Origin of the sequence: Arthrobacter sp. NPDC057388 (assembly GCF_042668165.1) — a bacterium.
Taxonomy (GTDB): domain Bacteria; phylum Actinomycetota; class Actinomycetes; order Actinomycetales; family Micrococcaceae; genus Arthrobacter.
In genome coordinates, this window is sequence record NZ_JBHVBL010000038.1 from 1 (window position 1) to 25,199 (window position 25,199).

Here is a 25,199-nt window from a genome sequence, read left to right on the forward strand (position 1 = left end):
GTACTGGTTTTTTAGTCAGCAGCGCGGACTACTTGACGATGCCCTTGTCCTTGAGCCAGGCAGCGGCGGCGTCCTTGGCGTTCTGCTTCTGGCTTCCGCTGACCGCCCGGTTCAGGTTGATCAGGTCATCGGTGGTGAGAGTCTTGGAAACGTTGTTGAGCGCCTCCTTGGCCTTGTCCGTCACCTTGGCGTCGTTGTAGAGCGGGAGCACCTGCTGTGCCTTGAAGTTGTTCTTCGGGTCCTCCAGCACAACAAGGTCGTTGTCCGCGATGGACGGCGTGGTGGTGAAGATGTCTGCCACCTGGACCTCGTCGCTCAGCAGGGCCTGCAGCGTGAGGTTGCCGCCGCCGTCACTGAAGGGCTTGAGCGCCTTGAGTTCGCAGTTGTAATTCTTCTTCAGCCCCGGGAACCCGTAGGACCGGGTTTCAAAAGTGGCGGGCGCGGCCATGGTCAGGTCCTTGCAGACCTTGGCCAGGTCCTCGATGGACTTCAGCTGGTACTTTTCCGCGGTGGCCTTGGTGACCACCATGGCGTCCTTGTCCTCTGCCTTGGACGGCTCCAGCACGGCGAGCCCCTTCGGCAGCTTGCCCGGCAGGGCCTTGTAGACGTCCTCCGGGGTGACCTCGGCGGCCTGCGCGTCAACGTGGGACAGGAGGTTGCCGGAGTAGTCGGGAACCACGTCCACCGACCCGTCCTGGACGGCCTTGAAATAGATCTCGCGGGAACCGATGTTCGGCTTGGTGGTGGCCGTGACCCCCGCAGCGTTCAGGGCGCCTGCGTAGATCTCGGCGATGATCTGGCTTTCCGGGAAGTCCGCGGAACCGACGACGAGCGAACCGCCGGCGGTGGCCCCGCCGGTTGCGCTCGTGCTGGGGGAAGACAGCGGATTGCCGCTGCTGCAGGCGGCCAGGGCAAGGGCGACGCCGACACCGGCGGCGAGGCCGCCCAGGCCACGGCGGGTAAGAGTCGTGCGGACGGGATACTTCATGCGGTGCCTCCTTGAACAGCGGCCGCCGCGGGCGCGGCAGCCGAGAGATCGGTGGCGGCCTTGCGGCCGCCCTTGGAACGGGCGGAAAGTCCGGGTGAAACAACCAGCCGCTGGACGGCGGCCAAAACAAGGTCGACGACGATCGCCAGCGCGGCGATGAGGAGGGAACCTGCCAGCATTCTCGGGAAGTCCTGGAGGACGAGCCCGTCGAACAGGTAGCGCCCCAGGCCGCCGAGTGGAAGGTAGGCCACCACGGACACCGTAGCGATCACCTGCAGAACGGCGGTGCGGATGCCCCCGAACATCACCAGGAGACCGTTCGGCACCTCCACGCCGAACAGGACCTGCAGCTCTTTCATGCCCATGGCGCGGGCCGCGTCCACCACGCTGGCGTCCACGCTGGAAATGCCCGCATACGTGCCGGCCAGCAGCGGCGGCACCGTCAGGATGACCAGTGCCCACACCGGCGGCATGAGCCCGCTTCCGGCAATCAGGGCGAACAGCACCAGCAGACCGAGGGTGGGCAGCGCGCGGAGGGCACCGGCCACGGCAACGGCCACCACGCGGCCCCGTCCCGTGTGCCCGATGTACAGCCCCACGGGAACAGCGATGGCCGCGGCGATGACCAGGACGAGGGCGCTGTACTGAAGGTGTTCGAGCAGCCGGACGAGGATGCCTCCCGGCCCGGACCAGTGCCCAGGATCGGCGAGCCACGCAAACGTTTCGGTGAAGATGTTCATGAGCCTGCCCCCGCATGCACTTTGGCGTCGGCGAGGAACTCGGCGCCGGACTTCGCCTGCGCATCGGTCCGCACCGCTCCGGCCCGGGTCCACGGCGTAAGGATGCGTTCCAGGATCACCAGCAGCGCGTCCATCACCAGCGCCAGCAGCAGGATGGCGACAATCCCCACCACCACTTCGGTGACGAAGTTCCGCTGCAGACCGTCCGTGAACAGCATGCCCAGGTTTCCCACGCCCAGCAGGGCGGCGACGCTCACCAGCGAAATGTTGCTCACCGACACCACGCGCAGGCCGGCGAACATCACCGGCAGGGACAGCGGAAGGTCGATTTGCAGGAACCGGGCGGCCGGTTTGTACCCCATGGCCACGGCCGACTGCCGGAGGTCGTCATTGACGGAATCGAAGGCGTCCATGGCCGCCCGCACCAGCAGTGCCACAGCGTAGATGGTCAGCGCGACGATGACGTTCAGCGGGTCGAGGATCCGGGTCCCCAGCAGCGGCGGCAGGATGATGAACAGCGCCAGCGAGGGGATGGTGTACAGCAGGGAACTCACGGTGGTCACGGTGTGCCGGAGTGCGCTGTGCCGACGGGCCAGCTGTGCCAGCGGAATGGAGATCAGCAAACCCAGGACCATGGGGACCAGGGCCAGAACCAGGTGCTGGCCGGCCCGTTCGAAGACCATGGGACTGTTCGCCAGGAACCACTCCATCAGAGTGCGCCCTGCCGGGTGCGTCGCGCGGATTCGATGACGGCGAGCACATCCGCGGCCTTAACGACGCCGGCGACCTTGCCATCGCCGTCGACCGCGACACCGAGCCCCGAGGGCGAGGACAGCGCGGCGTCCAGGGCGCGCCGGAGGGTGCCGCCGGGCCGGAACAGGGAGCCGCCGGGCACCAGCCGGGAGTCCGGGCCGGGCCCTTCCCAGCCGAGCGGGCGCTGCTGCTCATCCACCACGAGGCGCCAGCCGTCCACGCTGGCAGCGGAGTTCCCGCCCCGGGTGACCGTTTCCACGGGATGGACCGCCACGCCGTCGGCCGTGGTGAAGGCGAGGTGCCGGAACCCGCGGTCTCGGCCCACAAAGGAAGCCACGAACTCGTTGGCCGGAGCCCGGAGGATCTCCTCCGGCGTGGCGTACTGGGCCAGCTTGCCGCCGACGGCGAAGACTGCCACCTTGTCCCCGAGGACGGTGGCCTCGTCGATGTCGTGGGTGACGAAGACGATGGTCTTGGCGAGGTCGCGCTGCAGGCGCAGCAGTTCCTGCTGCAGCTCGTCGCGGACCACGGGGTCCACGGCGCTGAAGGGCTCATCCATCAGCAGGACCGGCGGATCGGCCGCGAGCGCCCGGGCCACGCCGACGCGCTGCTGCTGGCCGCCGGAGAGCTGTGACGGATACCGCTTGCCGAGTGACGGAGCCAGCCCGACGACGTCGAGCAGTTCTTCCGCACGCTTGCGGGCATCGGTCTTCGGAACGCCGTTCAGACGGGGCACGGTGGCGATGTTGTCCACGACGGAGCGGTGCGGCATCAGCCCCGACGACTGCATCACGTAGCCCATGGAGCGCCGGAGCTCGGCTGCCGGCACGGAGGTGACATCCCGTCCGCCCACGGTGATGGTTCCGGACGTGGGCTCCACCATCCGGTTGATCATGCGCAGGGAGGTGGTCTTGCCGCAGCCTGATGGTCCTACGAACACCGTGATGGAGCCACGGTCAATGGACATGCTCAGCTGGTCCACCGCCGGTTGGCCGCTCTGATACTGCTTGGTGACGCTCTGGAACTCAATCATGGCTTCGGCCATACCCGGCTTACCTAACTGTTGGGCGGCAACATCGGACGGTAAAGCGAACTGATCATATGCATGCTGTTTTTTGGCTGTAAAGCGCGCCTCGACACAGCGTAACCACTGCCTGAAGCAAAACCTCCGCAGGCGCACACACCGTAATCATTCGGAGACAAACACTGTTAATTCGGTGCACTCCCCGTTCGGATGGGCGGCGAAGTTTTTGTCCAGATAATGGCGCCAAAAGGCCCCGGAGCGGCCATTATCTGGACAAAAACTCAAATGTTTTCAGGAGTGCCAGTCAGCTATGCCGGTAGCGCTCGGCGGCCCGCTGGCTCCGGCCGGCCACCACCACCTTCTGGTGCCATTCACGCTGGTACGCCCTTCGCGCGGCAGCGTCGTGGCGCCTTTCAAGGGCGGCGAGCTCGCGCTGCAGCTTCAGGTAGCTGGCCCAGCGCCGCTCCTCCAGGGACCCGTCCTCAAGCGCTGCCTGGACGGCGCACCCCGGTTCCCTGTCATGGGCGCAGTCGGAGAAGCGGCACTGCCCGAAGAGGACCTGCAGGTCACCGAACATTTCCTCCATGCCGTCCTCGGCGTCGAACAGCCCGAACCCGCGGACACCCGGGGTGTCCATCAGCACGGCACCGTTGGACAGCGGCACCAGCTCCCGCGCCGTGGTGGTGTGGCGTCCCCGGCCGTCGGCCGCGCGCACATCGCCGGTCGACTGCACGTGGTGCCCCACGAGGGCATTGATGAGCGTGGACTTCCCGGCCCCGGAGGGCCCGAGGAGGGCAATCGTCCACCCCGGCTGTACCCGCGTGAGCAGTTCGTCGATGCCGTCCCCCTGCTCGGCGGAGGTGGTCACCACGTCCACGCCGGCCGCCTGCAGGATGACCTTCCCGACGACGTCATCGGCGATGTCTGCCAGGTCTGCCTTTGTGATAATCACCAACGGTGTGGCACCGGAATCCCAGACGGCCACCAGGGTCCGTTCGAGCCTGTTGTGGCTCAGCGGGCGGTCCACGGGAACCACGACGCCCACCATGTCGATGTTGGCGGCGAGGACCTGCGCTTCGGTGGACGGGTCGAAGGCGCGCTTGCGGCTTAGCTCAGACGTCCGCGGAAGCACGGCGACGACGGCCGGCTCCGCAGCCCGGTTGCGGCCAAGCCAGATCCAGTCGCCGGTGGCCGGACTTGCGTCCGCCGGGTACGGCAGGTGCACCAGTCCCCCGGCGGTGGCTACGACAATGCGGTTCCGGTCCACCCGGACGATCCGCCCCGCAGCCTCGCCGCCGTCTGCGGGATGGGCCGCGAAGTGCTCCGCCGTTGCCGCCGTGAATCCGTACGCGAGCGGGCCGGTCATGGGGGCAGGTGTTGTTGAAGGGTTTTGAAATTGAAGCTGGTTGGCACGGATGCCGGAAGAAATTTTCACTGTGAACCTCGGGTTGGCCCCGAAGTGGCGCCGGGCAGCACAGCTGTGCTGGGTGCACTGACTGAGCTGGCTAGGAGCGGGCGGCAACAGGGGCGGGGATCATGAAGGTGTTTTCGGCAGGGCGCGTTGCGCGCGCGAATTCTGCAATCATCAGGTCCACCTCCCCGTTCGAAGTTCGTGCCGGACCGGCCGCCGCAGGGCAGAACGTCCGCGGACTCCCCCAGAATAGCCAGTGGCGCACCGGCTGGCTAGGGAGACGGGGCATAAAATTTAGATCCCCGAAGGCTCAGTCAAGCTTGCCGTTGACCGGCCGCTCCCGGAACAGCCGCAGCGCGGCGTCCACCAGTGACACCCTGTTGAGCGTGCCGACGTCGGTCAGCGGTATCCACGCGGCATGCGTGGTGGTGCCGTTCGTTTCGTGGGTAAGCTCCCCGCCGGTAATCCTGGCCTCGTACACCAGGCGGAGCGCCTGAAAGTCACGGTCCGTCCCGTCCAGCCGAGAACCCGCCGGCCAATGCCCGACGTCGATCCCCAGCATGGCGCCGACCTCGGCGTGGTACCCCGTCTCTTCGAAGACCTCGCGGACACAGCCGTCCACGGGATGCTCCGCGAGATCCAGCCCGCCGCCGGGCAGCGTCCAGCCTTCCTTGCCGTCCTGCTTCCAGTACGCCAGAAGGATCGCGCTGTCGCGGATAATCACCGCGTACGCGGCAGGACGTGTGTCGAAGAGAACGGTCATGGCTCCAGCGTAGCCCCGCGGCGCCCGTGTGCCGCTGATGTGCGTCCGCTGCGGCAGAGCCCCGTACCGCCCCTCAACCTGTGTGAAGCCCGGCCGCCGACCGGGTCCTAGGCCTGCTCGCGGACCAGCAGCGGGACACCGAAAACGGGGTCCTGCGCCAGGATCCGCACGTCGCTGACCCCTGCTGCGGCAAGGTGCTTCCGGAACGCTTCCTGGAGCCGCACCACATTCATGCCCAGACCGCTGCCCAGGATGACGGGTCCCTCCAGCCCCAACTGGCGGAGAACCTGGGCCGCCATGTCCGCCAGGTCCCTGCCTGCCTGGTCGATCAGATCCCGGCTGATACTGTGGCCGGCCTCGGCCGCCTCCACCACCAGCCGCGCCCGTTGCGCCCAGAAGCGGCGTCCGGTGTCCGGGGAGTGGAACAGTGCGATCAGCTTGTTGGGGTCATCCGTGCTGCAGGAGTCCAGCAGCGCGCGGGTGAGTTCGTCCGGCTCCTGTCCCTGGTTCATGCGCCGCAGGCTGTGCCGCACTGCCTCCCGTCCCAGCCAGTAGCCACTGCCCTCATCGCCCAGGAGGTAGCCCCAGCCGCCGGCGCGTGCCTCGCTGCCGCGGCCGTCCGTACCCCAGGCGGCCGAGCCGGTGCCCGCGATGACGGCGACGCCGGTGCTCGCCCCGCCGGCCGCGAGCAGGAGCCGGGAGTCGTGAACCACGGTGATCCGGGCCCCGGGAGCGTGCGGCTCGATGAGGGCGGCCAGCGCGGCGGCGTCATCCTCCGTGTCGATCCCGCCGGCACCGGCATACACGCGGGCCACCGGTCCGCGGCCGATTCTGGCGAAAAGCTCTGCCAGATGCGCGGCGGCCTCCTCGCGGGTGACGTTCTGGACGTTGGCGCTTCCCACGCTCTCGTCCGCCACCGGTTCCCCGCCTTCGAAGCGGACGCCCCTCGTCTTGGTGCCGCCGATGTCGAGGCCGATGACGACGCCGTGCGAGTCCGCGGCGCCGTCCGGAACAGAACCGGACCGGGACACAGTGGCTGCGGCGTCGTTGGATGCGCCGGCATTGGACGCTGCGGCATTGGACGCTTTGGGGGCCGCACCGGATAGGTTGTCAGAGTTAGTCACCAGAACAGATTACTGAGTAGCCCCAAGGAGCCGGCCATGCCCTTCGCCGAGATTGGTACCAGCATCATCGCAGCGCCCATGGCGGGCGGGACGTCGACGCCGGGCTTCGTCACCGCCGTCCACCGCGCCGGAGCACTGGGCTTTCTCGCCGCCGGCTACAAGAGTGCCGAGGCGGTCAGCGCCGAGATCCGCGCCTGCCGCGAGGCCGGCATCCGCTTTGGCGTCAACGTCTTTGTGCCCGACCCTGCCCAGCTGAGCCCTTCCCCCGATGCCGTGGCTGCCCTGGAGGAGTACAGGAGCAGCCTCGGCCAGGACGCCGCGCGCTATGGCGTCAGCGTGCCGCCGCTGGTGCTTGACGACGACGATGCCTGGCAGGAGAAGATCGACCTCCTGCTGCAGGATCCCGTTGAGCTGGTCAGCTTCGCCTTCGGGCTTCCGGATTCCGCCGTAGTCCGGGCACTCCGGAAGGCCGGGTCGACTGTCCTCGCCACGGTCACCAGCCGGGCCGAGGCTGAGCTGGCAGCGGACTGCGGCTTCGATGCCCTCGTCGTCCAGCACAGCAGTGCCGGTGCCCACTCAGGTGCTTTCCTGCCGGCAGCGCAACAGGGAGCCACGCCGCCGTCAACCGCCGACCTGGTCCGGGAGGTGGGGGCCGCCGTCGGACTCCCGCTGGTTGCGGCCGGCGCCGTGTCCGACGCCGGCACCGTCAGGGCGGTGACTGGGGCCGGGGCCGTTGCCGCGCAGGTGGGCACAGCGCTGCTGCGGACGGACGAAAGCGGCGCCCGACAGCTGCACAAGGATGCCCTGGGCGACGACCGCTTCAGCGAGACCACGCCCACCCGTGCATTCACCGGCCGCTACGCACGGGCGCTCGTCAACGATTTTGTCCGCGATCACCTGGATGCCCCGCAGGGCTACCCCGCCATCCACCACCTGACCGCGCCCATCCGCGCGGCCGCGGCCGCCGCCGGTGACCCCGAGCGGCTGAACCTCTGGGCGGGCAAGGGCTGGCGCTCCGCCCGGACAGGCCCCGTGGCAGGCGCGATTGGCGCGCTTTTGGAGTAGTGCCCCGGAACGCCACTGGGGTCCCCGTCCTGCCCTCAGGAATCGATTCCAAACCGAGACCAATTTATCCAAACGCTGGAGCCAAAATTCAGTAATCTCGCGGTACGCACTTATGCGCTTATCAGGGGGATCAGAAAACCATGCGTTCCAATCGTTTCGGAACCGGAGTGGCAGTTGCCGCAGCCGGCCTTGCCATCAGCTTTGCAATTTCGGCTTGCGGAGCCCAGCAGGGGGCGGAAAACGTCCACGCCGAAAGCCCTCGTCCCGCCGGTTCGGCTTCCACCCCGGCACCGGAACCCCCGTCACCATCGCCCACCGCTGCGGCGTCCACCGCGGCCACTCCTGCTGCCGGCACCCCCGCCACGCCTGCTGCCAGCACGCCGGCCACGAGTGCCGCGAGCACGGCTGCGGCAGCAGCGCCCGCAGTTCCCGTTGCACCCTCGCAGCCTGCCCAGCCCGCGCTGAAGTCCTTCACCTTCCCCGACGGGCACATCTCCTTCTCCTACCCTGCGGACTGGTCGGTGAGAACGCAGCGCGGCCCGGGGACCGACGCGCCCCCGTGGCAGCCGGTGGAAGCGATCGTCTCGGACGCCACCGGCGATGACCTGGCCAGCATCTCAAGCGGCGCGAACGGCATCGGCTGCACAGCGGGCCCGGTGACGCGCACGGTCCTGGACCGGGCGCCAGTTCCCGGGCTGCGCGAAACCGACGGCACCACGCCCCACTTCGGGTTCGACGTGGAACGCCTCGGAGCTGCAGACCACTACGGCATGGAGATCAGCAATCCCCGGTCCCTGCAAGAAGGCGCGGGCGTCTCATCGGGCTGTTCGTTGCTCGTCATGGGGAACGGCGGCGCCCAGACCCGGACCATCTTTGCCGAACCGGCATTCCCCAGCCGGGAGGCAGCCAAAGCCTGGATGGGAACCGAACAGTACGCACAGCTGAAGGCCCTGATGCTAAGCCTCGCCTATTCCTAGGCTCCGGCGCGGGCCCGGACCAGCCCCGCCAGGAGTCCGGGCCCGTCCTCCAGCACCAGCTCCCGGAAGAGGCGCACGGCATCCGGTTCATGGTCCCGAACGCTGCGCCGTTCCCGCCAGGACAGGCCGATCTCGCGGTACGCCAGTTCCGATTCCAGCGCGACTTCGACCCAGCCAAGGTCTCCGGTGTCTGCTGTGACGTCGCGGCCCGGTCTGCTGCCGTTTTCCGGGGGAAGGATGCTGACCCCCAGTCCGGCGGAAACGAGGCCGCGCGCAGTGTGTGAATCCTGGCTTTCGAAGGCTATGCGTGGCCTGAAGCCGGCCTCCCGGAACAGCGCATCCGTCAGGGAGCGCAAGCCGTAGCCGGAGCCGAGCGCGACGAACGGGTCCTTCCGGATCTCGGTCATGGCCACCGACGTCCGCATCGCCAGCGGGTGCCGGTGGTGCACCACGAGCCGCAGAGGTTCCCGGTACAGCGCTGCGGACCCGATGGCCCTGCTGGCCGGTGCCACGGGTGCCGTCAGGGCAACGTCGGCGGCGCCTGACGAAAGTTCCGCCAGACAGCTCTCGCGCGAGCCCTGGCTGAGATCGAACTCCGTTTGCGGATAGCGGCTCCGGAAGGCACTGATCAGCAGGGGCAGCGTGGCCTCACCGAACGTGTGCTGGAAGGTGACGCCGATCCGGCCGCGCACCACCTCCGATTCGTGCCGGACAAGGTCCAGGCCGGCACGGAACTCGGCGAGCGCCGACTCCACATACGGGAGCAACGTCGTCGCAGCAGGAGTGAGCCGCACGCCCCGGCCGTCCCTGACCAGCAGATCGGTCCCCACCACGGCGCTGGCCCGCGCCAGCGCACGGCTGACCGTGGACTGCGGAACGCCCAGCAGCTCAGCGGTTTCGGTGATGTGCTGCGTCCGTCCGAGCTCCGCCAGCAGCGGCAGGATCGGCAAAAGCTGCACCAGTTGCCTGTGCTCAACATCCACGGTTTACCTCCGTCAATCAATCCACTGGAGCATGAATTACAAGCGAATCATGCATTGGATACTAGGTCAGCATAGATCTAAGCTGGGGGCATGCCAACGCCACAGCAGCGCGTCACCGCAAGCGCGCAGGGTCAGCCTCGGCATCCTTCCGATGCCGGCGCAGGCGACAACGCCGGGTGGGACGGACACCGGAAGGGTTCACAGGCCTACGGCAGGATCCTGGCCGGCCTGGCGTTTGCCGGGGTGGCCACCTTCGCCCAGCTCTATTCCACCCAGGCCGTGCTTCCGATCATGGCCGCCGAACTTCGGGTAACTGCTTCGGAAGCCGCCTTAACCATCTCGCTGGCCACCGTGGGCCTGGCCGTAACCGTCATCCCCTGGTCGTTCCTCGCGGACCGGATCGGGCGGGTGAAGGCCATGACCTGGGGAATCTGCCTCGCCACAGCGTTGGGGCTGCTGGTGCCGCTCGCCACGTCCTTCCCCGTCCTGCTGGGACTCCGCATGCTGGAGGGCATGGCCCTGGGCGGCATCCCCGCCATAGCCATCGCCTACCTGAACGAGGAGATCGACAGGGCACACGCCGCCCTGGCTGCCGGCAGCTACGTCGCCGGAACCACGCTGGGCGGCCTGGCCGGCAGGCTCGTGGCGGGACCGGCCGGGGAGCTCTGGGGATGGCGCGCGGCGGCACTGTCCGTGTCCGTCCTCGCGACCGTGGCGGCCGTGCTGTTTCTGGTTCTGATCCCCAAGGCCCGCGGTTTCAGGCCGTCGCACGGCATCGGCTTCCGTGGTGCGGCCAGGACCCTGTCCGGCCATATGGCGAACCCGCGGCTGCTGGCACTTTACGTGCAGGCCTTCCTGCTGATGGGCGGTTTCGTGGCCGTCTATAACTACCTGGGGTTCCGGCTCTCCGGGGAACCCTTCAGCCTTCCCGCCACGCTGATCAGCCTCATTTTCCTGGCCTACCTGTCAGGCACCGCCACGTCACGCTGGGCCGGCGCCCTCACGCAGCGCTTCGGCCGCCGCACAGTGCTGCTGGCGGGCATCGCGGTGATGGCGGCAGGCCTGGCCCTCACCCTCACCCAAGTGCTGGTGCTGATCCTTGCCGGGCTCATCATCTTCACGGGCGGCTTCTTCGCCGCCCACAGCATCGGCGCGGGCTGGACCGGAGCCATCGCCGAGTCGGGCCGGGCACAGGCGGCATCGCTGTACAACCTCGCCTACTACCTGGGTTCCAGCATCCTGGGCTGGGCGGGAGGTCTGCTGTTCCAGTCACTTGGCTGGCCGGCGCTGGCGGCCGCCGTCATCATCCTGGGATGTACGACGGCGGTGATCACCGCCGTCGTACATCCCGCCGCGGCGCAGCACGGGCGGAACGGCCGGCCGGACCCGGCAGGCTTGCAGGTTCCCTGAATAACCCGCGGGCGAAGCGACCTCCAATCTTGCAGATGTTCGGAGGTGCCCGTTCCCTGTGAATGTCTTGGCCGAATTGGCGCCGCTAAGATGAACGGAGAACACTTCAGGAGGATCCGTGAGCACCAACGCGAAGAATATTCGGCCGGCCGCGGGGCAGGAGCCGCTGGACGCCATTGATGAGCGGCTGCTGGCAGCCCTGGTGGACGACGCGCGGATCTCCAACAAGCAGCTGGCCGAGCTGGTAGGCATCGCCCCGTCCACCGCCCTCATGCGCACCCGTGCCCTCTCGGAGCGGGGCATCATCCAGGGGTTCGAGGCGAAACTGAGCCTTTCCGCGATCGGCCGGTCCGTGCAGGCGCTGATCGCCGTCCGGCTCCGGGCCCACGACCGGGAGCAGATCGACCGGTTCACCTCCCGCGTCCCCAAGCTGCCGGCCGTGCTGTCCACCTTTCACACATCGGGCTCGGTGGACTATCTGCTGCACATCGCCGTCGCCACCACCGAGGACCTTCGGGACTGGGTCCTGGACAACCTTGCCACCGACCCCGTGGTGGGCCACACCGAAACGACCCTTGTCTTCGAACACATGCCCGGGAACCACGGACCGCTGCCGGACGACCACTGACCCTGCAACGGCCGGACAGCCGGGACCGGGGTTGCCTAGCGGCGGGACAGCAGCAGCCCCGAGTGGGCCGCGCCAAGGACGTCGCTGCGGAGGAGGTTGAGTTCATCCCGGCGCCGCGCGGCGTCCCGCTGCTGCCGGACAGCTTCCTCCGGAACAGCCCGCCGCCGCTCCGCCCATTCCACCAGGCCGGCGCCGACACGGACGGCCACAGCTTCCAGCACGGAGGCACGGCGGTAACCGGAGATGGAATGGTTGACTGACAGAGCGCTCATGGCTCTTTCCTTTCGGATTTTTTCGAGGGTCTGGTGCTGACGGATTCCGCCGGGGCGGTGTTCTGGGCCTTGCGCTCGCCGCGGGTGCCTGCGGACGCAGGCACCCCGAGGATGGGGAAGGCATTGAAGTGGATCTGGACCGGCCGGGCATCCTCCTGCTCGCCCCCGCCCCGGATTTCCTCCAGCAGCCGGTACGAGTAGGCCTCCATTGCCCGGGTGTAGGCGCCCAGCTGCTGCTCGTTCATCCGCACATTGGCGGTGCTCACCGTGGCGGCTTCCAGCCAATCCCTGTCCAGGGTGTCCGCCCCGTGCGCCATGAAATCCGCAAGCACAGCCTGCCGGCGGTGTTCGAACTCCCGGTTGACCAGCCGGGATGCTTCCTGTGTGGCGGGGGAACTGGCCAGTTCCGGTGACGAGACCTCGATTGCACCGCGCGGCCGTTCCCACCACCGCTCCCGGGCCGTGCCTTTCCCCTCCACTTCACGGACGAAGTCGTGCTTGGCCAGCTGGCGCAGGTGGTAGCTTGTGGAGCCGCTGGACTCCCCCAGCAGCTCGCCAAGGCTGCACGCCGTCTGGGCGCCGTACCGGGACAGCATTTCCAGGATCTGGACGCGCAGCGGATGCGCCAGGGCTTTGAGGGACGCAGGGTCCATCTTCCGGACGGGAAACGGCAGTTCCTGCCCGGCCGCAAGCCCTTGCTCAGCAGACTCCTGATAAGGAGGCTCCTGCTCAGCAGACTCCTGCGCAACAGCGGCTTCGGTGTTCGGCTTAGTGGCCATACGCCAAGGCTACGCTTGCAAAGAATCCTTTGCAACGATTATTTTGCAATCACTTCTTTGCAAACGCTCCTTTGCAACGGCCGGGCAGCAGGTCAGGACGGCGCTGAGCCTGCCCCCGGCCCGTGGCGCGCGCCGGCGATGAAGCGGACGACGGCGGTTTACCTGTACCTACCGGCAGAGTGCGCGGCGCCACGTGATCACGGCCAGCAGCCCGGCGGCAGCGGCACAGCCTGCCACAAATCCAGTGACGGCCGCATCAAGCCCGTAAGCCGCCGTCGCCAGCCCCAGCCCGATGACCGGAACAGCGCTTCCAAGGTACGTGATCACGTAAACAGTGCTGATAATCTGCGCATGCCGGGACGCCTCCACCTTGCCCGCCACGTCGTTGAAAACGGTCCGGAAGGCGACGCCCTGGCCTGCGCCGGCGGCCACGCTCGCTCCGGCCAGCAGCCACGGATTGCCTGCAGCAGCTGCGGCCGCGATGAGCGCCACCGCGCCACCAAGCACAGCAAGGCCTGCCGGCACGGCGAACCTGCTTCGGACTCCGATCAGCTGGCTCAGGGCGGACGAGCCCAGGGTGAGCCCGGCGAGGAGGCCGATCAGTGGCCGGGAGTCGGTGCCAAGAATCTTTGCGAAATAGGCCGGGGCAAGGGACAGGCAGAAGCCGAAGACGGCAAAGCTGAGGAAGCCGACCGCCGCCGCCAGCCAGAACGCCCCACGGGCCTCCCGGGACACCGTCGGGCGGCGCGGCGCCAGCGCTTTCAGCGGGCGGGGGCCTGCCGCCGGTTTGATGGCGGGACGTGCACGCAACAGGTAGAGCGGAACGAGCAGCGCGGCCAGAACAAGGGAGTGGATGAGGTACGGCGTCGTGGTGGAGCCGGGCAGCAGGGAGAGGACCCCGCCGATCGCCGGCCCCGCGGCCACTCCCCCGGCGGAGGCCAGCAGGGTGAATCGGGAGGCCCATTCCGGCCGCTCCGGCAGCAGTTCGCGAAGTGCGGCTGAGCTGGCGCCGGTGGCGAGGGCGACAGCCACGCCCTGCAGCGCCCGTCCGCCGCACAGGGCGGCCAGGCTGCCTGCATTCGCAAAGACGAGGCCGCCCGCAAGCCCTGTCACGACGGCGAGGAGGAGGGCAGCGCGGCGGCCGATGTGGTCGGACCAGTGTCCGGCAAGCATGAGCGTGGCCACGAGCGCCAGGACGTAGGCGGCGAATGCCACGGTGATGCCCAGCGAACCGATGCCCAGCCTCGCCTGAAGCAGCGGATACAGCGGGGTCGCCAGATTTGCTCCCACCAGGAGCGTGAAAATGACGACGCCGGCCATGGCCAGCCGTGAGGTGGTGGAAGCATCCCAGCCCCAGCGGGTGGCCGCAGCCGGACGCATTCGAAGTTCGCTAAAGACGGTCATGCCCGTGCCCTGCCTGTGTGCCCGGGGAGACCGGCCCCTTGTGGAGGCTGCTCCCGCGGATGGAAATTGGTACCTAAAGAATGCGGCAGGAGTGCGTACCGAGGTCGGCATTCTGTGGGAAAATTGAGCAAAACCATCAATCTTTAGCCGGATTCATGAACCGAAGTGACGATTTGAACACCTTGGACCCCACGGATCTGAAGATCCTGCTCGAACTGATCCGGGACCCCCGGGTCCAGATCGGCGAACTCAGCGAGAAACTGGGCATCGCGCGGAATACTGCCCAGTCGCGCGTACGCCGGATGCTGCGTTCGGGCATCCTGCACGACGGCGGCCGTGAGATCGACCTCGAGTCGGTGGGGTACGACGTCGTCGCCTTCGTGACGATTGAGGTGACCCACCGCGAGCTTGACGGTGTGATCGCTGCTTTACGGCTCATTCCCCAGGTTCTCGAGGTCCATGAAATCTCCGGCCGGGGCGATGTCTGGTGCCGGGTGGTGGCCACGGACACGCACAATCTTCAGGGTGCTCTGCGCTCGATCCTGCGCATCAAGGGTGTCATCCGGACCGAAACAGTGCTGGCGCTCCACACGCACATCCCGTACCGGACCGAGCCGCTGATCAGCCGCCTGGTTCAATCGGCAGGAGTTCAGTCGGCAGGAGTTCAGTCGGCAGCTGGTCAGTCCGCGGCCGCCCAGGGGCCGGCGCGGCCGGAATAGGATGCGACTGTGGACTGGCTCTCGTACGTCTTTCAGATCAACTGGGTGGCGGTGCTCCTTGCCTTCCTCGCCAGCATGGCCATCGGCTTCGTCTGGTATCTGCCCGGCGTACTCGGCAGGCGCTGGATGGAGGCCGTGGGCAAGACGGAAGAGGAACTGCGGAACTCCGAGGGCGGCACCACCATCTGGGGCCCCATGATGGGTGCGGCAGCCCTGACGGCGATCCTCCTCGCCATCCTGATCAGCAAACTCGGACTCGACACAGCTCTGGCCGGCGGATGGTTCGCTTTCGTCCTGGCACTGGTGTTCCGCGTGGGCGGCCACCTCATCCACAACGGCTTTGCCGGACGCCCGGCAGCTCTGACCCTTATCGATTCCGGACACGATGTCCTGGCGATGACGGCCGCCGGTGCCATCATCGGCGCGATGTCCTGATGCCCGTGATGTCCTGACCCAACAGACGGAGAGACTTTCAGACTGTGACCATCATCGATAACGCCGTCTACGTGGACGGGCTCCGCACCGCGGAGCCCGAAAACCTGGAACAGACGTTTGAAACGCTCGACAACCATGGCGGAATGGCCTGGATCGGCCTGTACCGCCCCTCAGAAGCCGAGATGGCCGCCGTCGCCGAGGAGTTTGGCCTGCACGAGCTGGCCGTCGAAGATGCCATCTCGGCCCACCAAAGGCCCAAACTGGAGCGTTACGGCGACAACCTCTTCACCGTTCTCCGGCCGGCCCGGTACCGCGATGACACCGAAACAGTGGAATTCGGTGAGCTTCATATTTTTGTGGGCAGGAACTTCGTGGTGACCGTCCGGCACGCGGAGATGTCCGGCGTCGGACAGGTGCGGCGCCGGCTGGAGACCCGGCCGGACCTCCTTCGCCACGGGCCGCCGGCAGTGCTGTATGCGCTGCTGGACCAGGTGGTGGACGACTATGCCCCGGTGGTGGCGGGACTGGAAAACGACATCGACGAGATCGAGGACCAGCTGTTCTCCGGGGATCCGGCGGTCTCGCGCCGGATCTACGAACTTGCCCGCGAGGTCATCCAGTTCCAGCGGGCCATCCATCCGCTGCCGGCAATGATGCAGCAGCTCAACGCGGGGGTCCACGACTTCGCTGCCGATGACGAGCTGCAGCACAACCTCCGCGATGTGGAGGACCACGTGGAGCGGGTAATTTCGCGGGCCGACTCCTTCCGGGACCTCCTGCAGAACGCGTTGACCCTGGACGGCACTCTCACGGCCAACCGGCAGAACGAGGCCAGCGCCCAGCAGAACGAGCAGGTGAAAAAGATCTCCTCGTGGGCGGCCATCTTCTTCGCCCCGTCCTTTGTGGCCGGCGTGTACGGCATGAACTTTGACCACATGCCGGAGCTGCACTGGGCGTACGGCTATCCCATGGCCATGCTCCTGATGGTCGCTACAGCCGCCCTGATGTACCTCATCTTCAAGCGGAAGGGCTGGCTTTAGTGGCCGGTTTTCGGCAGGGCCTGGTCATTTCTCCCGGCACGGACCGGCAGCTGGGCGCCTACGGGCTGTTCCGGCCCTCCCCTTCCCAGCATGGCGTCCTGGCCCTGCCCTCCGGGCAGCTGGCAGTCAAGGGCGCCGCCCCGGACCTGCTCTGGGCCGGCTTTGATGAGTTGTGTGGCGTGGACCGGCCGGCCGCGGACTATCTGCTGCTGGCCCGCAGGTTCCCCGCCTGGGTGGTGGATGGAATACCTTCGCCGTCTTCGGACTACGCCGCCGGCGCGGGCGGCTGGCAACGGTTCCTGGCCGTGCTGGAGGTCCTCCACAGGGAGGACGTCCTTCCGTTCCTCATCGCCCCGGCGCCGCTCCCCGGTCTTTTGGCGGTGCCGCCGGACGGCTTTGGTGAGGAAATCACCGCCGTGCTGTCGCGCATCGGAGAGCGGCTCTCCGTGCTTCTCTGGATCGAGTCGGACGAGCAGCTGGAGGACGAGCGGTCCGGCGGCTGCTAGCCCCGGCCGTAATCCGGCCGTCCTGAGGGGGTTGCGTCTGCTTACAATCGATTGACATCAACTACTGAGGGAAACATGAAGAAACTTACCACCGCCTTGCTTGCCGCCGGGTTCGTCCTCTCCGCTTCCGCCTGCGCCTCCCCGCAGCTCACCACCGCGCAGACCTGCGACCGGATCAGGACCGTTGTCTCGAACCCCGCGAACTCCGTGGGTAAGACCGGCATGACCCGCCTGGCCAACCAAATCCGCCCCATCGAGGCCGTGTCCTCGGACGAGCTGCGGCCCGCCCTGCAGGCCATCCTGGAATTCACGGACGAGTCCGCCAAGGAAACCCCGGACCAGGCGAAGCTCACGGATCTGAAGGCCGGCTACGAGCAGGCAGGCAGCACCTACAGCAGGTTCTGCGGCGGCCAGTAGCCGCTTCTTCACGCGTCCGGCGGTCGCGGGCGGGGCTAAGCCCTGCCCCTGACCGCCTTTCCCGTCTTAAAAGCCTTTCTGCCTCACAAGACGGAACCGCCACGCCCAGGCTTGGAGAAACCTTGGAGGAGCCGCATCCCGCGCCGCGTGCAGGGGGATAAAACCGAACCCTGACTCTCAGGTAGCTCCGGCGTTTTCCAATGTGCGGGCCACAGACTGTTCACGTCCCTGAAGCAGAAGGTAGCCGCGAACCTGGGCTTCAGAACTGCCGGGTCCGGAACGCATTCCCCCCATGTACTCCGGACCCGGCGGACAATCACAGTCCGGGGACATTGTTTTTCCATCACCGCGGACCTCAGCGGCCGGGCCGGAGACGTCGGCAAAATTCTAACCAACTCTTGATCCGAACCTGCGACGACGGTGTCAGGTTCTTGAGCTGCGTCGCGGAACATTTTCAGTACGGATCGCAGGACGGCATAGACAACTGGATGAGGTGGCTGCATGGCGGAGGACCCGGACGCGGGCCAGGACCTTCCGGTCCTGGATGACGGTGCGCTGCAGAATCTCAAGGATGAAGCCGGCGAGGCTGTGGCGCAGCAGTACATGGAGGAGTACCTGGTGATGCTCCCCGTACGGGCGGCGAAGATCTTCAAGGGCCTTACCCGGGGCGACGCCGAGACCACGCTGGAGGCCATCATCAGCCTGCGGGTCAGCTCCGGGATGGCCGGCGCCCAGCGGCTTGAAGCCTACTGCGGCACCCTGGAGAGCGCGCTGAAGCAAGGCCACAGCCCGGACATGACGGCAGTCAAGGCCGTGCTCTTTGCCAACATCCGGCAGGTGGTCCGTGAGGCGTCCCGGCGCGGCCATCTGCCGCCGAAGCCGCACGGCCCCTCAGACTGACGATGCCCCCGGGCTAGGGGCTAGGAGGCTGGTCCGGACTCACGGTCGGCGGGACCGTGACCGGCGGCTGCGGCCCGGACGTCACCTTCTTCGTGCCCGCCCTTCTTCTTGCCGAACGGCAGCACTTTCAGCAGCGGGCCAACAACGGCCATGACAACAAGGCCCCAGGCGAGCCCGATGACGGCGGAGCACAGGGTGTTGACCAGCCACGCCAGGAAGCCGCCCACCACGGAGAGCTCGGCGACAGGATGCTCGAGGGCATGGACTATGTCATAGGGTCCGTGCCAGCCGAGGTCGTAGGCTCCCTGCAGCATGATGTGGCCACCGACCCAAAGCATGGCGATTGTACCGACGAAGGTGATCGCGGCCAGTACCGAGGGCATTCCCTTGACGAGCATCTCGCCGATGCGCTGGGAGCTCGCGGATTGTTTGGCAGCCAGGTGCATGCCGACGTCATCCATCTTGACGATCAGTGCCACGGCGCCATACACGGCGACCGTGATCACAAACGCAACCAGGACCAGGATGAGTGCGCGGACCAACAGGGACTGATCAGTTACCTCGTTCATCGAGATGACCATGATCTCGCAGGACAGGATGAAGTCGGTGGTGATGGCACCCTTGACCACCTTGGATTCAGCGCCCGGGCCGCGCTCCACGGCGGGCGAGTCCTCGTCCGCCGTATGGTGGCCACGGAGCTTGTGCCAGACCTTCTCGGCGCCCTCGTAGCAGAGGTAGGTGCCGCCGAGCATGAGGATGAACGGGATCGCCCAGGGAATGAAGGTGCTGACGACCAGCAGTGCGGGCAGGATGATCAGCAGCTTGTTGCGCAGCGAGCCCCAGAAGATCTTCTTGATCATCGGCAGTTCGCGGGAGGGGTCCGCCCCCGAGACGTACTGCGGGGTGACGGCGGCGTCGTCGATGACCACACCGGCGGCCTTGGCGCTCGCTTTGGCGGCACCGGCTGCGACGTCGTCGACCGAGGCGGCCGCAATACGGGCGATGGCTGCGACGTCGTCAAGCAGCGCGACGAGACCGCCGCTCACAGGTCGCTCCCGCGCTGCTCAGGGTCGGGCTGCTGGTCATGGAGGCCTCGGGTGAGGGGCGTGATCGGCATGCTCCGATTATATGGTGATGCGCAGTCCAGCTAAATTCTGTGGAGTTAAGGGGATTTGAACCCCTGACCTCTTCGATGCGAACGAAGCGCTCTACCAACTGAGCTATAACCCCGGGGCGCCGTTTTCCGGAGGAATTCCAACGCCGGTTTCCCTAGGCTACAAATTTTCTTCCCGGTTTGCCAACCAGGCTCCAAATGTCGTGTCGCCGTAACGTTGTCCGGGCGCCAGGTTCCTTCCTTCCCGCAGGAACGTTCCCGCCGGGCCGGGGAGCGGCAGGTGCACCACGAGGCCCCTGGCACCGGTTGTCCGTTTCCAGGTACTGGCCAGCTGGCCCGTGTCCACCACCTCCGGACCCCCGATCGTCACCAACGTATGGGAATCCCCCGAGGGCTGTTCAAGAGCGGCCTCCAGCAGTGCCGACGCCACCTCGGACGGCGAAATCGTCTGGAACCGGGCACCCTTGACCACCGGCACCAGGCCCACGCGGGAGCCGGCGTCGAATATCCCCGCCACGAGGCTGTGGAACTGTGTGCTCCGCACTGTCCGGGTTTCCAGCGGCGACCTTGCGTACACGCGCTCCTTGTCCGCCTTGGACCGGTAGTAGGCGAGAGTGCTCTGGTCGCAGTTGACGATGGAAAGCTGTACGGCGCGGGCCACGCCCGCCGCCGCCGCTTCCCCGAGCAGCAGGGCACCGCCGGCCGCGTAGTGTTTGAGGGCGTTGCCCGCCCGTGCTTCGAGGCAGTCGATGACGACGTCGGCACCCGCCAGCGCCTCTGCCAGCCCTTCCCCGGTGGTGACGTCCGCGCGGAAGTAGTCAGCGCCGTCGTAAAGCTCCCGGGCACCGTTTTTCCCGGACGCGGAGTGCGGGAGGTTCCGGCTGAAGACGGCGACGGCGTGTCCCCGTCCCAGTGCCTGGCGCACCACTTCCCGGCCGGCCTGGCCCGTGCCGCCGGCCACGCAGATGCGGACCACTACTGTGGCGCCTGGTACGACACACGCACCGTGCTACGCGCGGCGGCGCTGCAGGACGTCGTCAAGGTTGCTCAGCGCGCTCTGGGCCTTTGTCAGCGGCTTGGCGGGGGCCGCGTTCGGGGATGCTACAGGAGGTGCTGCGGCCGGGCCCTGCTTCAGCGAAGGCTTGCCCACCGACTTCGGGGCCTCGGGAAGCGCCAGCGGTTCAGGAGCCGGACGCTCGGCCTTGGCAGCCTCGACGTACGTCGGCTTGGGAACCTCCACCGGGTCCCAGCTGGACTCGGGCGAAACCGCCGGACCCTCCACCGGAGCTGCGGCGCTTTCATCCCCGGCTGCGAGGGCAACTGCCAATGCAGCCTCGCGAAGTTCGACTGCCGTGAGGGGCTTGGGCTTCGGTACTTCCGCCTCCGCATCGAACAGCGCGTTTTCCGGGGGCTTCACGGGCTCCGGAGCGGGTGCCGCCTCGGTTACAGGCTCAGCTGCCGACTCGCGGCCCGACGGCGCCCGGCCGGCGGGCGAACCCATGGCAGCTTTGAAGGCGGCGTTGACTTTCCTGCGGCGGTCCCGGACGGCGAGGCGCCGTAAAACCACGACGGCGGCAACACCGGTGAGGACGGCGACGGCCGGGACCCAGGGGTTGCCGAGCCCGAACAGCCGCAGGACACCCGCCACGATCGCCGTCAGGAAGGACAGCAGCCCAATGAATGCGACAGCCGTCCGGCCGTAGCGGATCCGAAAAGCACCGTTCCCTGTGGCGGCAGGCCTGCTGCCGGACGGAGCCGGTGCGGGGCCTGTTGCTGGTTCGCTGCTCTTCCTGGTGTCCATGCGTTTCTCCTGCTGGGCGGCCATATATACAACCGTCCCGGCTTGCGGGTTTGCAGTTTCGGCGTCGACGCTCTCCAGCGTCAGGTCACCGGCAGCCTGGAACTGATGCCGGCCGTTGCGGAGCACGTAAGGGGCTACCCAAACGATCCAGAGCGCAACAGCAGCCACAAGGATGACTGAGCTGCTAAGGGGGAAATCCACAACAAAACCGTATGAGGAATGTTGTGGCTCCTGTGGCATTCGTCTCGGTGTGTCGCGACCGAGGTTCAAATCAATGGAGTTACGCGGCTAACCCGGCTCTGACCAGCCGCTCTGCAGGTCAGCGGTCAGGCGGACCTGGTCCTCAGCCAGCGGCTCAGGAGGCCTTCCGGAACCTCCTCCGACGTCAGCGCGAAGGAGCGGTGGTCCGCCCATTCTCCGTTGATATGCAGGAAGCGCGGGCGGTAGCCCTCGTCCCTGAACCCGAGCTTTTCCACGACGCGCAGGCTTGGACCGTTTTCCGGGCGGATGTTGATTTCCATCCGGTGCAGGCCAAGGGTCCGGAAGCAGTGGTCAGTTGCCATCGCCACGGCGGTGGGCGCAATCCCGTGGCCGGCCTTGGCCTGGTCCACCCAGTAGCCGAGCGTCGCCATCATCGCGGATCCCCAAACGATGGAGGACACTGTCAGCTGCCCCACGATGACCGGATCACGGTTTCCGGGAGTCCATTCCGCGATCACAAACGGCAGCGCTGTAGCCTGTGCCGCCTGGGTGTTCAGGGACCGGACCATCTGCCGGTAATCGGGCAGCGACCCGCCCGGGATCGGGTTGGACGCTTCCCAGGGCGCCAGCCAGTCGCTGTTGCGTGAACGGACCTCAGTCCATTCCTTCCGGTCGCGGTACCTGATGGGGCGCAGGACAAGGTCCCCGCATTCCAGCGTGACCGGCCAGATGTGGCTGACCCTCATGAAGGGCTATTCGGACAAGCGGGCGGCGACCTGCGGAAGCCAGTCACGCAGACCGGGGCCGAGGTCGTCGCTGTCGATGGCGAGCTCCACGCAGGCCTTGAGGTAGCTGAGCTTGTCCCCCGTGTCGTACCGGCGGCCGCGGAAGACCACGCCGTAGACGCCGCCGCCTTCGCCGTCCCTGCTGGCCAGCTCCTGCAGGGCGTCCGTCAGCTGGATTTCTCCGCCGCGGCCGGGTTCGGTCTTTTCGAGCACATCGAAGACGTCAGGGTGGAGCACGTAACGGCCGATGACGGCCAGGTTGGACGGCGCTTCATCGGCGTCCGGCTTCTCCACCAGCTTGTTGATGCGGACGAAGCCCTCGCCGTCGATCTCGGAAATGTCCGCGCAGCCGTAGGCGCTGATCTGGGAGGGCTCCACCTCGATGAGGGCCACCACGGAACCACCGGTCTTGGACTGCACCTCGATCATGGTGCTGAGGAGCTCGTCGCGGGCGTCGATGAGGTCGTCCCCGAGGAGCACGGCGAACGGCTCGTAGCCGACGTGCTGGCGCGCACGCAGCACCGCGTGCCCAAGGCCCTTGGGGTCACCCTGGCGGACGTAGTGGATGTCGCCCAGGTTGCTTGCGGCCTGGATTGACTCCAGCTTGGCGGTATCGCCCTTGGCCTCCAGCGTCGCCTCCAGGGCGGGAACGCGGTCGAAGTGGTCCTCGAGTGCGCGCTTGTTGCGTCCGGTGATCATCAGGACATCGCTCAGGCCAACTTTGACGGCTTCTTCAACGACGTACTGGATGGCCGGCTTGTCGACCACCGGCAGCATCTCCTTGGGCATGGCCTTGGTGGCCGGCAGGAACCTGGTGCCGAGACCCGCAGCGGGGATGACGGCCTTGCGGACTGAACAATTAGTGGAAGTCACTGGTCTAATCTATCCGAGGGAACATTCATACGGTAAATGCTTGCGGCAGGGGCCCGGCCGCCTGCCCCTGCGACAAAGGGAGGGCCCATGCCAACAGGCACCACGCAGTCGAAGGACGGGATCCGTTCGCGGCACCGGCAAGTCCGGGCCACGCTGACACCGGCGGACCTTGCTAATGCCGGCGACGGCATCGCTTCCCATGGCCTGCCCTGGGCGGAGGCCATCGCCGCGGGCAAGCCGGCGACCTTCACCGCCTACCTCGGCGTCGATTTCGAGCCGCCCACCCTTCCCCTGCTGCATGCCCTGTATGAGGCGGGGCACAGCATCCTGCTCCCGGTCTGCGAACCGGACCGGGAGCTCAGCTGGGTCTTCTGGACCCCGGACAGCGAGTTCATCCGCAGCAGGTACGCGCCCATTCAGGAGCCGGCCGGGGAGCGCCACGGCCTGGACACTGTGCGCACCGCCGCCGGAATGTTCATGCCGGCAACCGCCGTGGACCGCAGCGGCAACAGGATCGGACAGGGCGGCGGGTATTACGACAAATTCCTGGCTGCAGCGAACGCCGGCGGCCTGCATCTGCCCAAGGCAGCCATCATCTACGACATGGAGCTCCTGCCCGCTGAGACCATCCCGGCTGAAGATTTCGACCGTCCCGTCGAAGCAGTGCTCATGCCCTCCGGGCTGGTAGCGTTCGCGTGACCTCGCCCGGGCCGGGGTGCTAGAATTGGCACTCAGGCCCTGCGACTGCTAATGGAGTCATTTCCGCCACGGTGATCCGTCAAGGAGAAACCGGGAGGTGAAGCCCGGCAGCACGGGACCTGTCGTTTGTCCAAGAGGAGGATCTACAGTGCCCACGTATGCCTATGCCTGCAAGGATTGCAGCCATGCCTTCGACATCGTGCAGTCTTTCACCGACAGCACTCTGACGTCCTGCCCCGAGTGCCAAGGCACGCTCCGCAAGAAGTTCAACAGCGTGGGCGTGGTCTTCAAGGGCTCCGGCTTCTACCGGACTGACTCACGGGATGCCAAGGGAAGCACCGTCTCGGCTTCCCCGGCGGCGGCAACACCGGCCCCCGCGGCCGCCTCTTCGGCTGCTTCATCCGCTGCTCCGGCAGCCGCAGCCGCAAGCTAGGCGCGCGCCCGCGGCAGGGCAGCCTTCAAGCTGCAGTCGCTTCCAAACTTCAGGAGTCCGGCCGGGTTTACCCGGCCGGACTCCTTTGCTTTTTCCACATACGGCGGCCCGGATCTGTCAGGGCCGGGAGGGCAACCAGTAGCGTGGCGGCATGCCAGTCACCGGAATTTTCCCCGCACGGGCGTCCCGCCCGGCCGTTCGTCCGGGGCGCCGCGGCGCCTTGTCCGGTCCTGCCGCCCGCCAGCGCCCGCGCGGACGCCGGTTTGCGGGCTGGCTGAACCGCAACCGTCGCCTTGCCGTGGCGTTGCTGCTGTGCGCAGCCGCGGGGATCGCCGTCCACCAGCTGACTCCCGCCCCTGCCCGGACCGTGAGCGTCCTGGCCGCTGCCCGTGACCTGCCGGCCGGAGCAACCCTGAACGGCAGTGACGCCGTGCCTGTCAACGTGCCGCCTGCCGTGGTGCCGGACGGCACCTTCACTGACAGCGCCGGGGTCAGCGGCAGACAACTGGCCGCGCCGCTGCGCAAGGGCCAACTCCTCACCGATGCGCAGCTCGTCGGACCCGGCCTGCTGACTGGGGCGCCGCCCGGTTCTGCTGCAGTTCCGCTGCGGATGGCGGATCCCTCCTCCATCCAGCTGGTCTCGCCGGGGCAGCTGGTGAACGTGGTGCTGACCAGCGGCAACGGCTATGAACAGGCATCAGCCTCGAAGGTGCTCGCCCGGTCAGTGCCCGTCCTGTGGACCTCCGGCCAGGAGAGCCAGGGCGGCCAATGGCTTGCGGCCGGTGATTCAGACGGGCTGCTGGTTGTGGCCGCGACGCCGGACCAGGCCAGCGCGCTGGCGGGAGCGTCCACCCAGGGGAAGCTGTTCTTTGTGCTGGTGGGACCCAATGCGCGCTGACACGGACCAGCGCGTGCGCCCCATTCTGCCCCAGCGCCCCAGTCTGCCCCGGTGCCC

29 protein-coding genes and 1 tRNA gene are annotated in these 25,199 nt (G+C 67.2%); 13 read left to right on the forward strand and 17 right to left on the reverse strand.

Going from position 1 to position 25,199, the window contains the following annotated elements; genetic code table 11:
* Positions 1 to 28: 28 nt before the first annotated feature.
* From ACFUTU_RS16350 to ACFUTU_RS16380, 7 genes are all read right to left on the reverse strand, one after another.
* On the reverse strand, positions 29 to 988 hold the full coding sequence (locus tag ACFUTU_RS16350) for an ABC transporter substrate-binding protein (protein ID WP_377966092.1): 960 nt from the start codon (positions 986 to 988) through the stop codon (positions 29 to 31).
* The gene (locus ACFUTU_RS16355; RefSeq protein ID WP_377966094.1) at positions 985 to 1,728 is read right to left on the reverse strand and encodes an ABC transporter permease; all 744 of its coding nucleotides are present in this window, start codon (positions 1,726 to 1,728) and stop codon (positions 985 to 987) included. Before ACFUTU_RS16355 ends, ACFUTU_RS16350 begins: the two co-directional genes overlap by 4 nt.
* The gene (locus ACFUTU_RS16360; protein ID WP_377966096.1) at positions 1,725 to 2,438 is read right to left on the reverse strand and encodes an ABC transporter permease; all 714 of its coding nucleotides are present in this window, start codon (positions 2,436 to 2,438) and stop codon (positions 1,725 to 1,727) included. The genes ACFUTU_RS16355 and ACFUTU_RS16360 overlap by 4 nt, the downstream gene beginning before the upstream one ends.
* The gene (locus ACFUTU_RS16365) at positions 2,438 to 3,526 is read right to left on the reverse strand and encodes an ABC transporter ATP-binding protein (protein ID WP_377966098.1); all 1,089 of its coding nucleotides are present in this window, start codon (positions 3,524 to 3,526) and stop codon (positions 2,438 to 2,440) included. The genes ACFUTU_RS16360 and ACFUTU_RS16365 overlap by 1 nt, the downstream gene beginning before the upstream one ends.
* A gap of 283 nt (positions 3,527 to 3,809) precedes the next feature.
* Positions 3,810 to 4,871, reverse strand: coding sequence for a ribosome small subunit-dependent GTPase A (gene rsgA, locus ACFUTU_RS16370; RefSeq protein WP_377966174.1), 1,062 nt, complete (start codon positions 4,869 to 4,871; stop codon positions 3,810 to 3,812).
* 355 nt (positions 4,872 to 5,226) lie between these two features.
* A complete protein-coding gene (locus tag ACFUTU_RS16375; protein ID WP_377966100.1) occupies positions 5,227 to 5,679 on the reverse strand; it encodes an NUDIX hydrolase in 453 nt (150 codons plus the stop codon).
* Between the two features lie 107 nt (positions 5,680 to 5,786).
* Positions 5,787 to 6,710, reverse strand: coding sequence for an N-acetylglucosamine kinase (locus ACFUTU_RS16380; RefSeq protein ID WP_377966176.1), 924 nt, complete (start codon positions 6,708 to 6,710; stop codon positions 5,787 to 5,789).
* A gap of 129 nt (positions 6,711 to 6,839) precedes the next feature.
* Between ACFUTU_RS16380 and ACFUTU_RS16385 the strand changes: the two genes are divergently transcribed.
* Together ACFUTU_RS16385 and ACFUTU_RS16390 are read left to right on the forward strand one after the other, a co-directional pair.
* Complete coding sequence (locus tag ACFUTU_RS16385; protein WP_377966102.1) at positions 6,840 to 7,868, forward strand: NAD(P)H-dependent flavin oxidoreductase; 1,029 nt, start codon at positions 6,840 to 6,842, stop codon at positions 7,866 to 7,868.
* A gap of 140 nt (positions 7,869 to 8,008) precedes the next feature.
* Positions 8,009 to 8,845: a hypothetical protein gene (locus ACFUTU_RS16390; protein WP_377966104.1), complete on the forward strand. Its 837-nt coding sequence runs from the start codon at positions 8,009 to 8,011 to the stop codon at positions 8,843 to 8,845.
* Here ACFUTU_RS16390 and ACFUTU_RS16395 read toward each other — a convergent pair.
* Entirely contained in the window at positions 8,842 to 9,828 is a 987-nt protein-coding gene (locus ACFUTU_RS16395; protein ID WP_377966106.1) for a LysR family transcriptional regulator, read from the reverse strand. The genes ACFUTU_RS16390 and ACFUTU_RS16395 overlap by 4 nt on opposite strands.
* A gap of 90 nt (positions 9,829 to 9,918) precedes the next feature.
* On the opposite strand from ACFUTU_RS16395, the gene ACFUTU_RS16400 reads away from it, so the two are divergent.
* Positions 9,919 to 11,238 carry an MFS transporter gene (locus tag ACFUTU_RS16400; protein WP_377966108.1) on the forward strand — a complete coding sequence of 440 codons (1,320 nt, stop codon included), beginning with the start codon at positions 9,919 to 9,921 and terminating at the stop codon, positions 11,236 to 11,238.
* 118 nt (positions 11,239 to 11,356) lie between these two features.
* Positions 11,357 to 11,866: an Lrp/AsnC family transcriptional regulator gene (locus ACFUTU_RS16405; protein WP_377966110.1), complete on the forward strand. Its 510-nt coding sequence runs from the start codon at positions 11,357 to 11,359 to the stop codon at positions 11,864 to 11,866.
* A 35-nt stretch (positions 11,867 to 11,901) separates the two neighbouring features.
* On the opposite strand, the gene ACFUTU_RS16410 is transcribed toward ACFUTU_RS16405, so the two are convergent.
* From ACFUTU_RS16410 to ACFUTU_RS16420, 3 genes are all read right to left on the reverse strand, one after another.
* Positions 11,902 to 12,138, reverse strand: a complete 237-nt coding sequence (locus ACFUTU_RS16410) for a 2-nitropropane dioxygenase (RefSeq protein WP_377966112.1) — start codon at positions 12,136 to 12,138, stop codon at positions 11,902 to 11,904.
* Positions 12,135 to 12,917: an ArsR/SmtB family transcription factor gene (locus ACFUTU_RS16415; protein ID WP_377966114.1), complete on the reverse strand. Its 783-nt coding sequence runs from the start codon at positions 12,915 to 12,917 to the stop codon at positions 12,135 to 12,137. The genes ACFUTU_RS16410 and ACFUTU_RS16415 overlap by 4 nt, the downstream gene beginning before the upstream one ends.
* Before the next feature lie 168 nt (positions 12,918 to 13,085).
* Positions 13,086 to 14,321 (reverse strand): MFS transporter, encoded by a 1,236-nt coding sequence (locus tag ACFUTU_RS16420; protein WP_377966116.1) that lies wholly within the window; start codon positions 14,319 to 14,321, stop codon positions 13,086 to 13,088.
* A gap of 155 nt (positions 14,322 to 14,476) precedes the next feature.
* On the opposite strand from ACFUTU_RS16420, the gene ACFUTU_RS16425 reads away from it, so the two are divergent.
* The 6 genes from ACFUTU_RS16425 (at position 14,477) to ACFUTU_RS16450 (ending at position 18,338) form a co-directional block, all read left to right on the forward strand.
* A complete protein-coding gene (locus ACFUTU_RS16425) occupies positions 14,477 to 15,040 on the forward strand; it encodes an Lrp/AsnC family transcriptional regulator (protein ID WP_377966118.1) in 564 nt (187 codons plus the stop codon).
* A 9-nt stretch (positions 15,041 to 15,049) separates the two neighbouring features.
* Positions 15,050 to 15,475: a DUF1761 domain-containing protein gene (locus tag ACFUTU_RS16430; RefSeq protein ID WP_377966120.1), complete on the forward strand. Its 426-nt coding sequence runs from the start codon at positions 15,050 to 15,052 to the stop codon at positions 15,473 to 15,475.
* A gap of 44 nt (positions 15,476 to 15,519) precedes the next feature.
* Positions 15,520 to 16,515, forward strand: coding sequence for a magnesium/cobalt transporter CorA (gene corA, locus ACFUTU_RS16435; RefSeq protein WP_377966122.1), 996 nt, complete (start codon positions 15,520 to 15,522; stop codon positions 16,513 to 16,515).
* The gene (locus ACFUTU_RS16440) at positions 16,515 to 17,021 is read left to right on the forward strand and encodes a hypothetical protein (RefSeq protein WP_377966124.1); all 507 of its coding nucleotides are present in this window, start codon (positions 16,515 to 16,517) and stop codon (positions 17,019 to 17,021) included. Before corA ends, ACFUTU_RS16440 begins: the two co-directional genes overlap by 1 nt.
* Before the next feature lie 75 nt (positions 17,022 to 17,096).
* A complete protein-coding gene (locus ACFUTU_RS16445; RefSeq protein ID WP_377966126.1) occupies positions 17,097 to 17,438 on the forward strand; it encodes a hypothetical protein in 342 nt (113 codons plus the stop codon).
* 501 nt (positions 17,439 to 17,939) lie between these two features.
* Positions 17,940 to 18,338, forward strand: a complete 399-nt coding sequence (locus tag ACFUTU_RS16450) for a hypothetical protein (protein ID WP_377966128.1) — start codon at positions 17,940 to 17,942, stop codon at positions 18,336 to 18,338.
* A gap of 20 nt (positions 18,339 to 18,358) precedes the next feature.
* On the opposite strand, the gene ACFUTU_RS16455 is transcribed toward ACFUTU_RS16450, so the two are convergent.
* From ACFUTU_RS16455 to galU, 6 genes are all read right to left on the reverse strand, one after another.
* Positions 18,359 to 19,384, reverse strand: coding sequence for a DUF808 domain-containing protein (locus tag ACFUTU_RS16455; RefSeq protein ID WP_377966130.1), 1,026 nt, complete (start codon positions 19,382 to 19,384; stop codon positions 18,359 to 18,361).
* A gap of 111 nt (positions 19,385 to 19,495) precedes the next feature.
* Positions 19,496 to 19,568 (reverse strand) — tRNA-Ala (locus ACFUTU_RS16460).
* A gap of 44 nt (positions 19,569 to 19,612) precedes the next feature.
* Positions 19,613 to 20,428, reverse strand: a complete 816-nt coding sequence (locus ACFUTU_RS16465) for an SDR family oxidoreductase (protein ID WP_377966132.1) — start codon at positions 20,426 to 20,428, stop codon at positions 19,613 to 19,615.
* 33 nt (positions 20,429 to 20,461) lie between these two features.
* A complete protein-coding gene (locus ACFUTU_RS16470; protein ID WP_377966134.1) occupies positions 20,462 to 21,454 on the reverse strand; it encodes a hypothetical protein in 993 nt (330 codons plus the stop codon).
* Positions 21,455 to 21,579: 125 nt separating this feature from the next.
* Positions 21,580 to 22,200 carry a GNAT family N-acetyltransferase gene (locus ACFUTU_RS16475; protein ID WP_377966136.1) on the reverse strand — a complete coding sequence of 207 codons (621 nt, stop codon included), beginning with the start codon at positions 22,198 to 22,200 and terminating at the stop codon, positions 21,580 to 21,582.
* A gap of 6 nt (positions 22,201 to 22,206) precedes the next feature.
* Positions 22,207 to 23,112 carry a UTP--glucose-1-phosphate uridylyltransferase GalU gene (gene galU, locus ACFUTU_RS16480; protein WP_377966138.1) on the reverse strand — a complete coding sequence of 302 codons (906 nt, stop codon included), beginning with the start codon at positions 23,110 to 23,112 and terminating at the stop codon, positions 22,207 to 22,209.
* 87 nt (positions 23,113 to 23,199) lie between these two features.
* On the opposite strand from galU, the gene ACFUTU_RS16485 reads away from it, so the two are divergent.
* The 3 genes from ACFUTU_RS16485 (at position 23,200) to cpaB (ending at position 25,142) form a co-directional block, all read left to right on the forward strand.
* On the forward strand, positions 23,200 to 23,811 hold the full coding sequence (locus ACFUTU_RS16485; RefSeq protein WP_377966140.1) for a 5-formyltetrahydrofolate cyclo-ligase: 612 nt from the start codon (positions 23,200 to 23,202) through the stop codon (positions 23,809 to 23,811).
* Between the two features lie 148 nt (positions 23,812 to 23,959).
* Complete coding sequence (locus tag ACFUTU_RS16490) at positions 23,960 to 24,244, forward strand: FmdB family zinc ribbon protein (RefSeq protein ID WP_377966142.1); 285 nt, start codon at positions 23,960 to 23,962, stop codon at positions 24,242 to 24,244.
* A 151-nt stretch (positions 24,245 to 24,395) separates the two neighbouring features.
* Positions 24,396 to 25,142 (forward strand): Flp pilus assembly protein CpaB, encoded by a 747-nt coding sequence (cpaB, locus tag ACFUTU_RS16495; RefSeq protein WP_377966144.1) that lies wholly within the window; start codon positions 24,396 to 24,398, stop codon positions 25,140 to 25,142.
* The last annotated feature ends 57 nt before the right edge of the window (positions 25,143 to 25,199 follow it).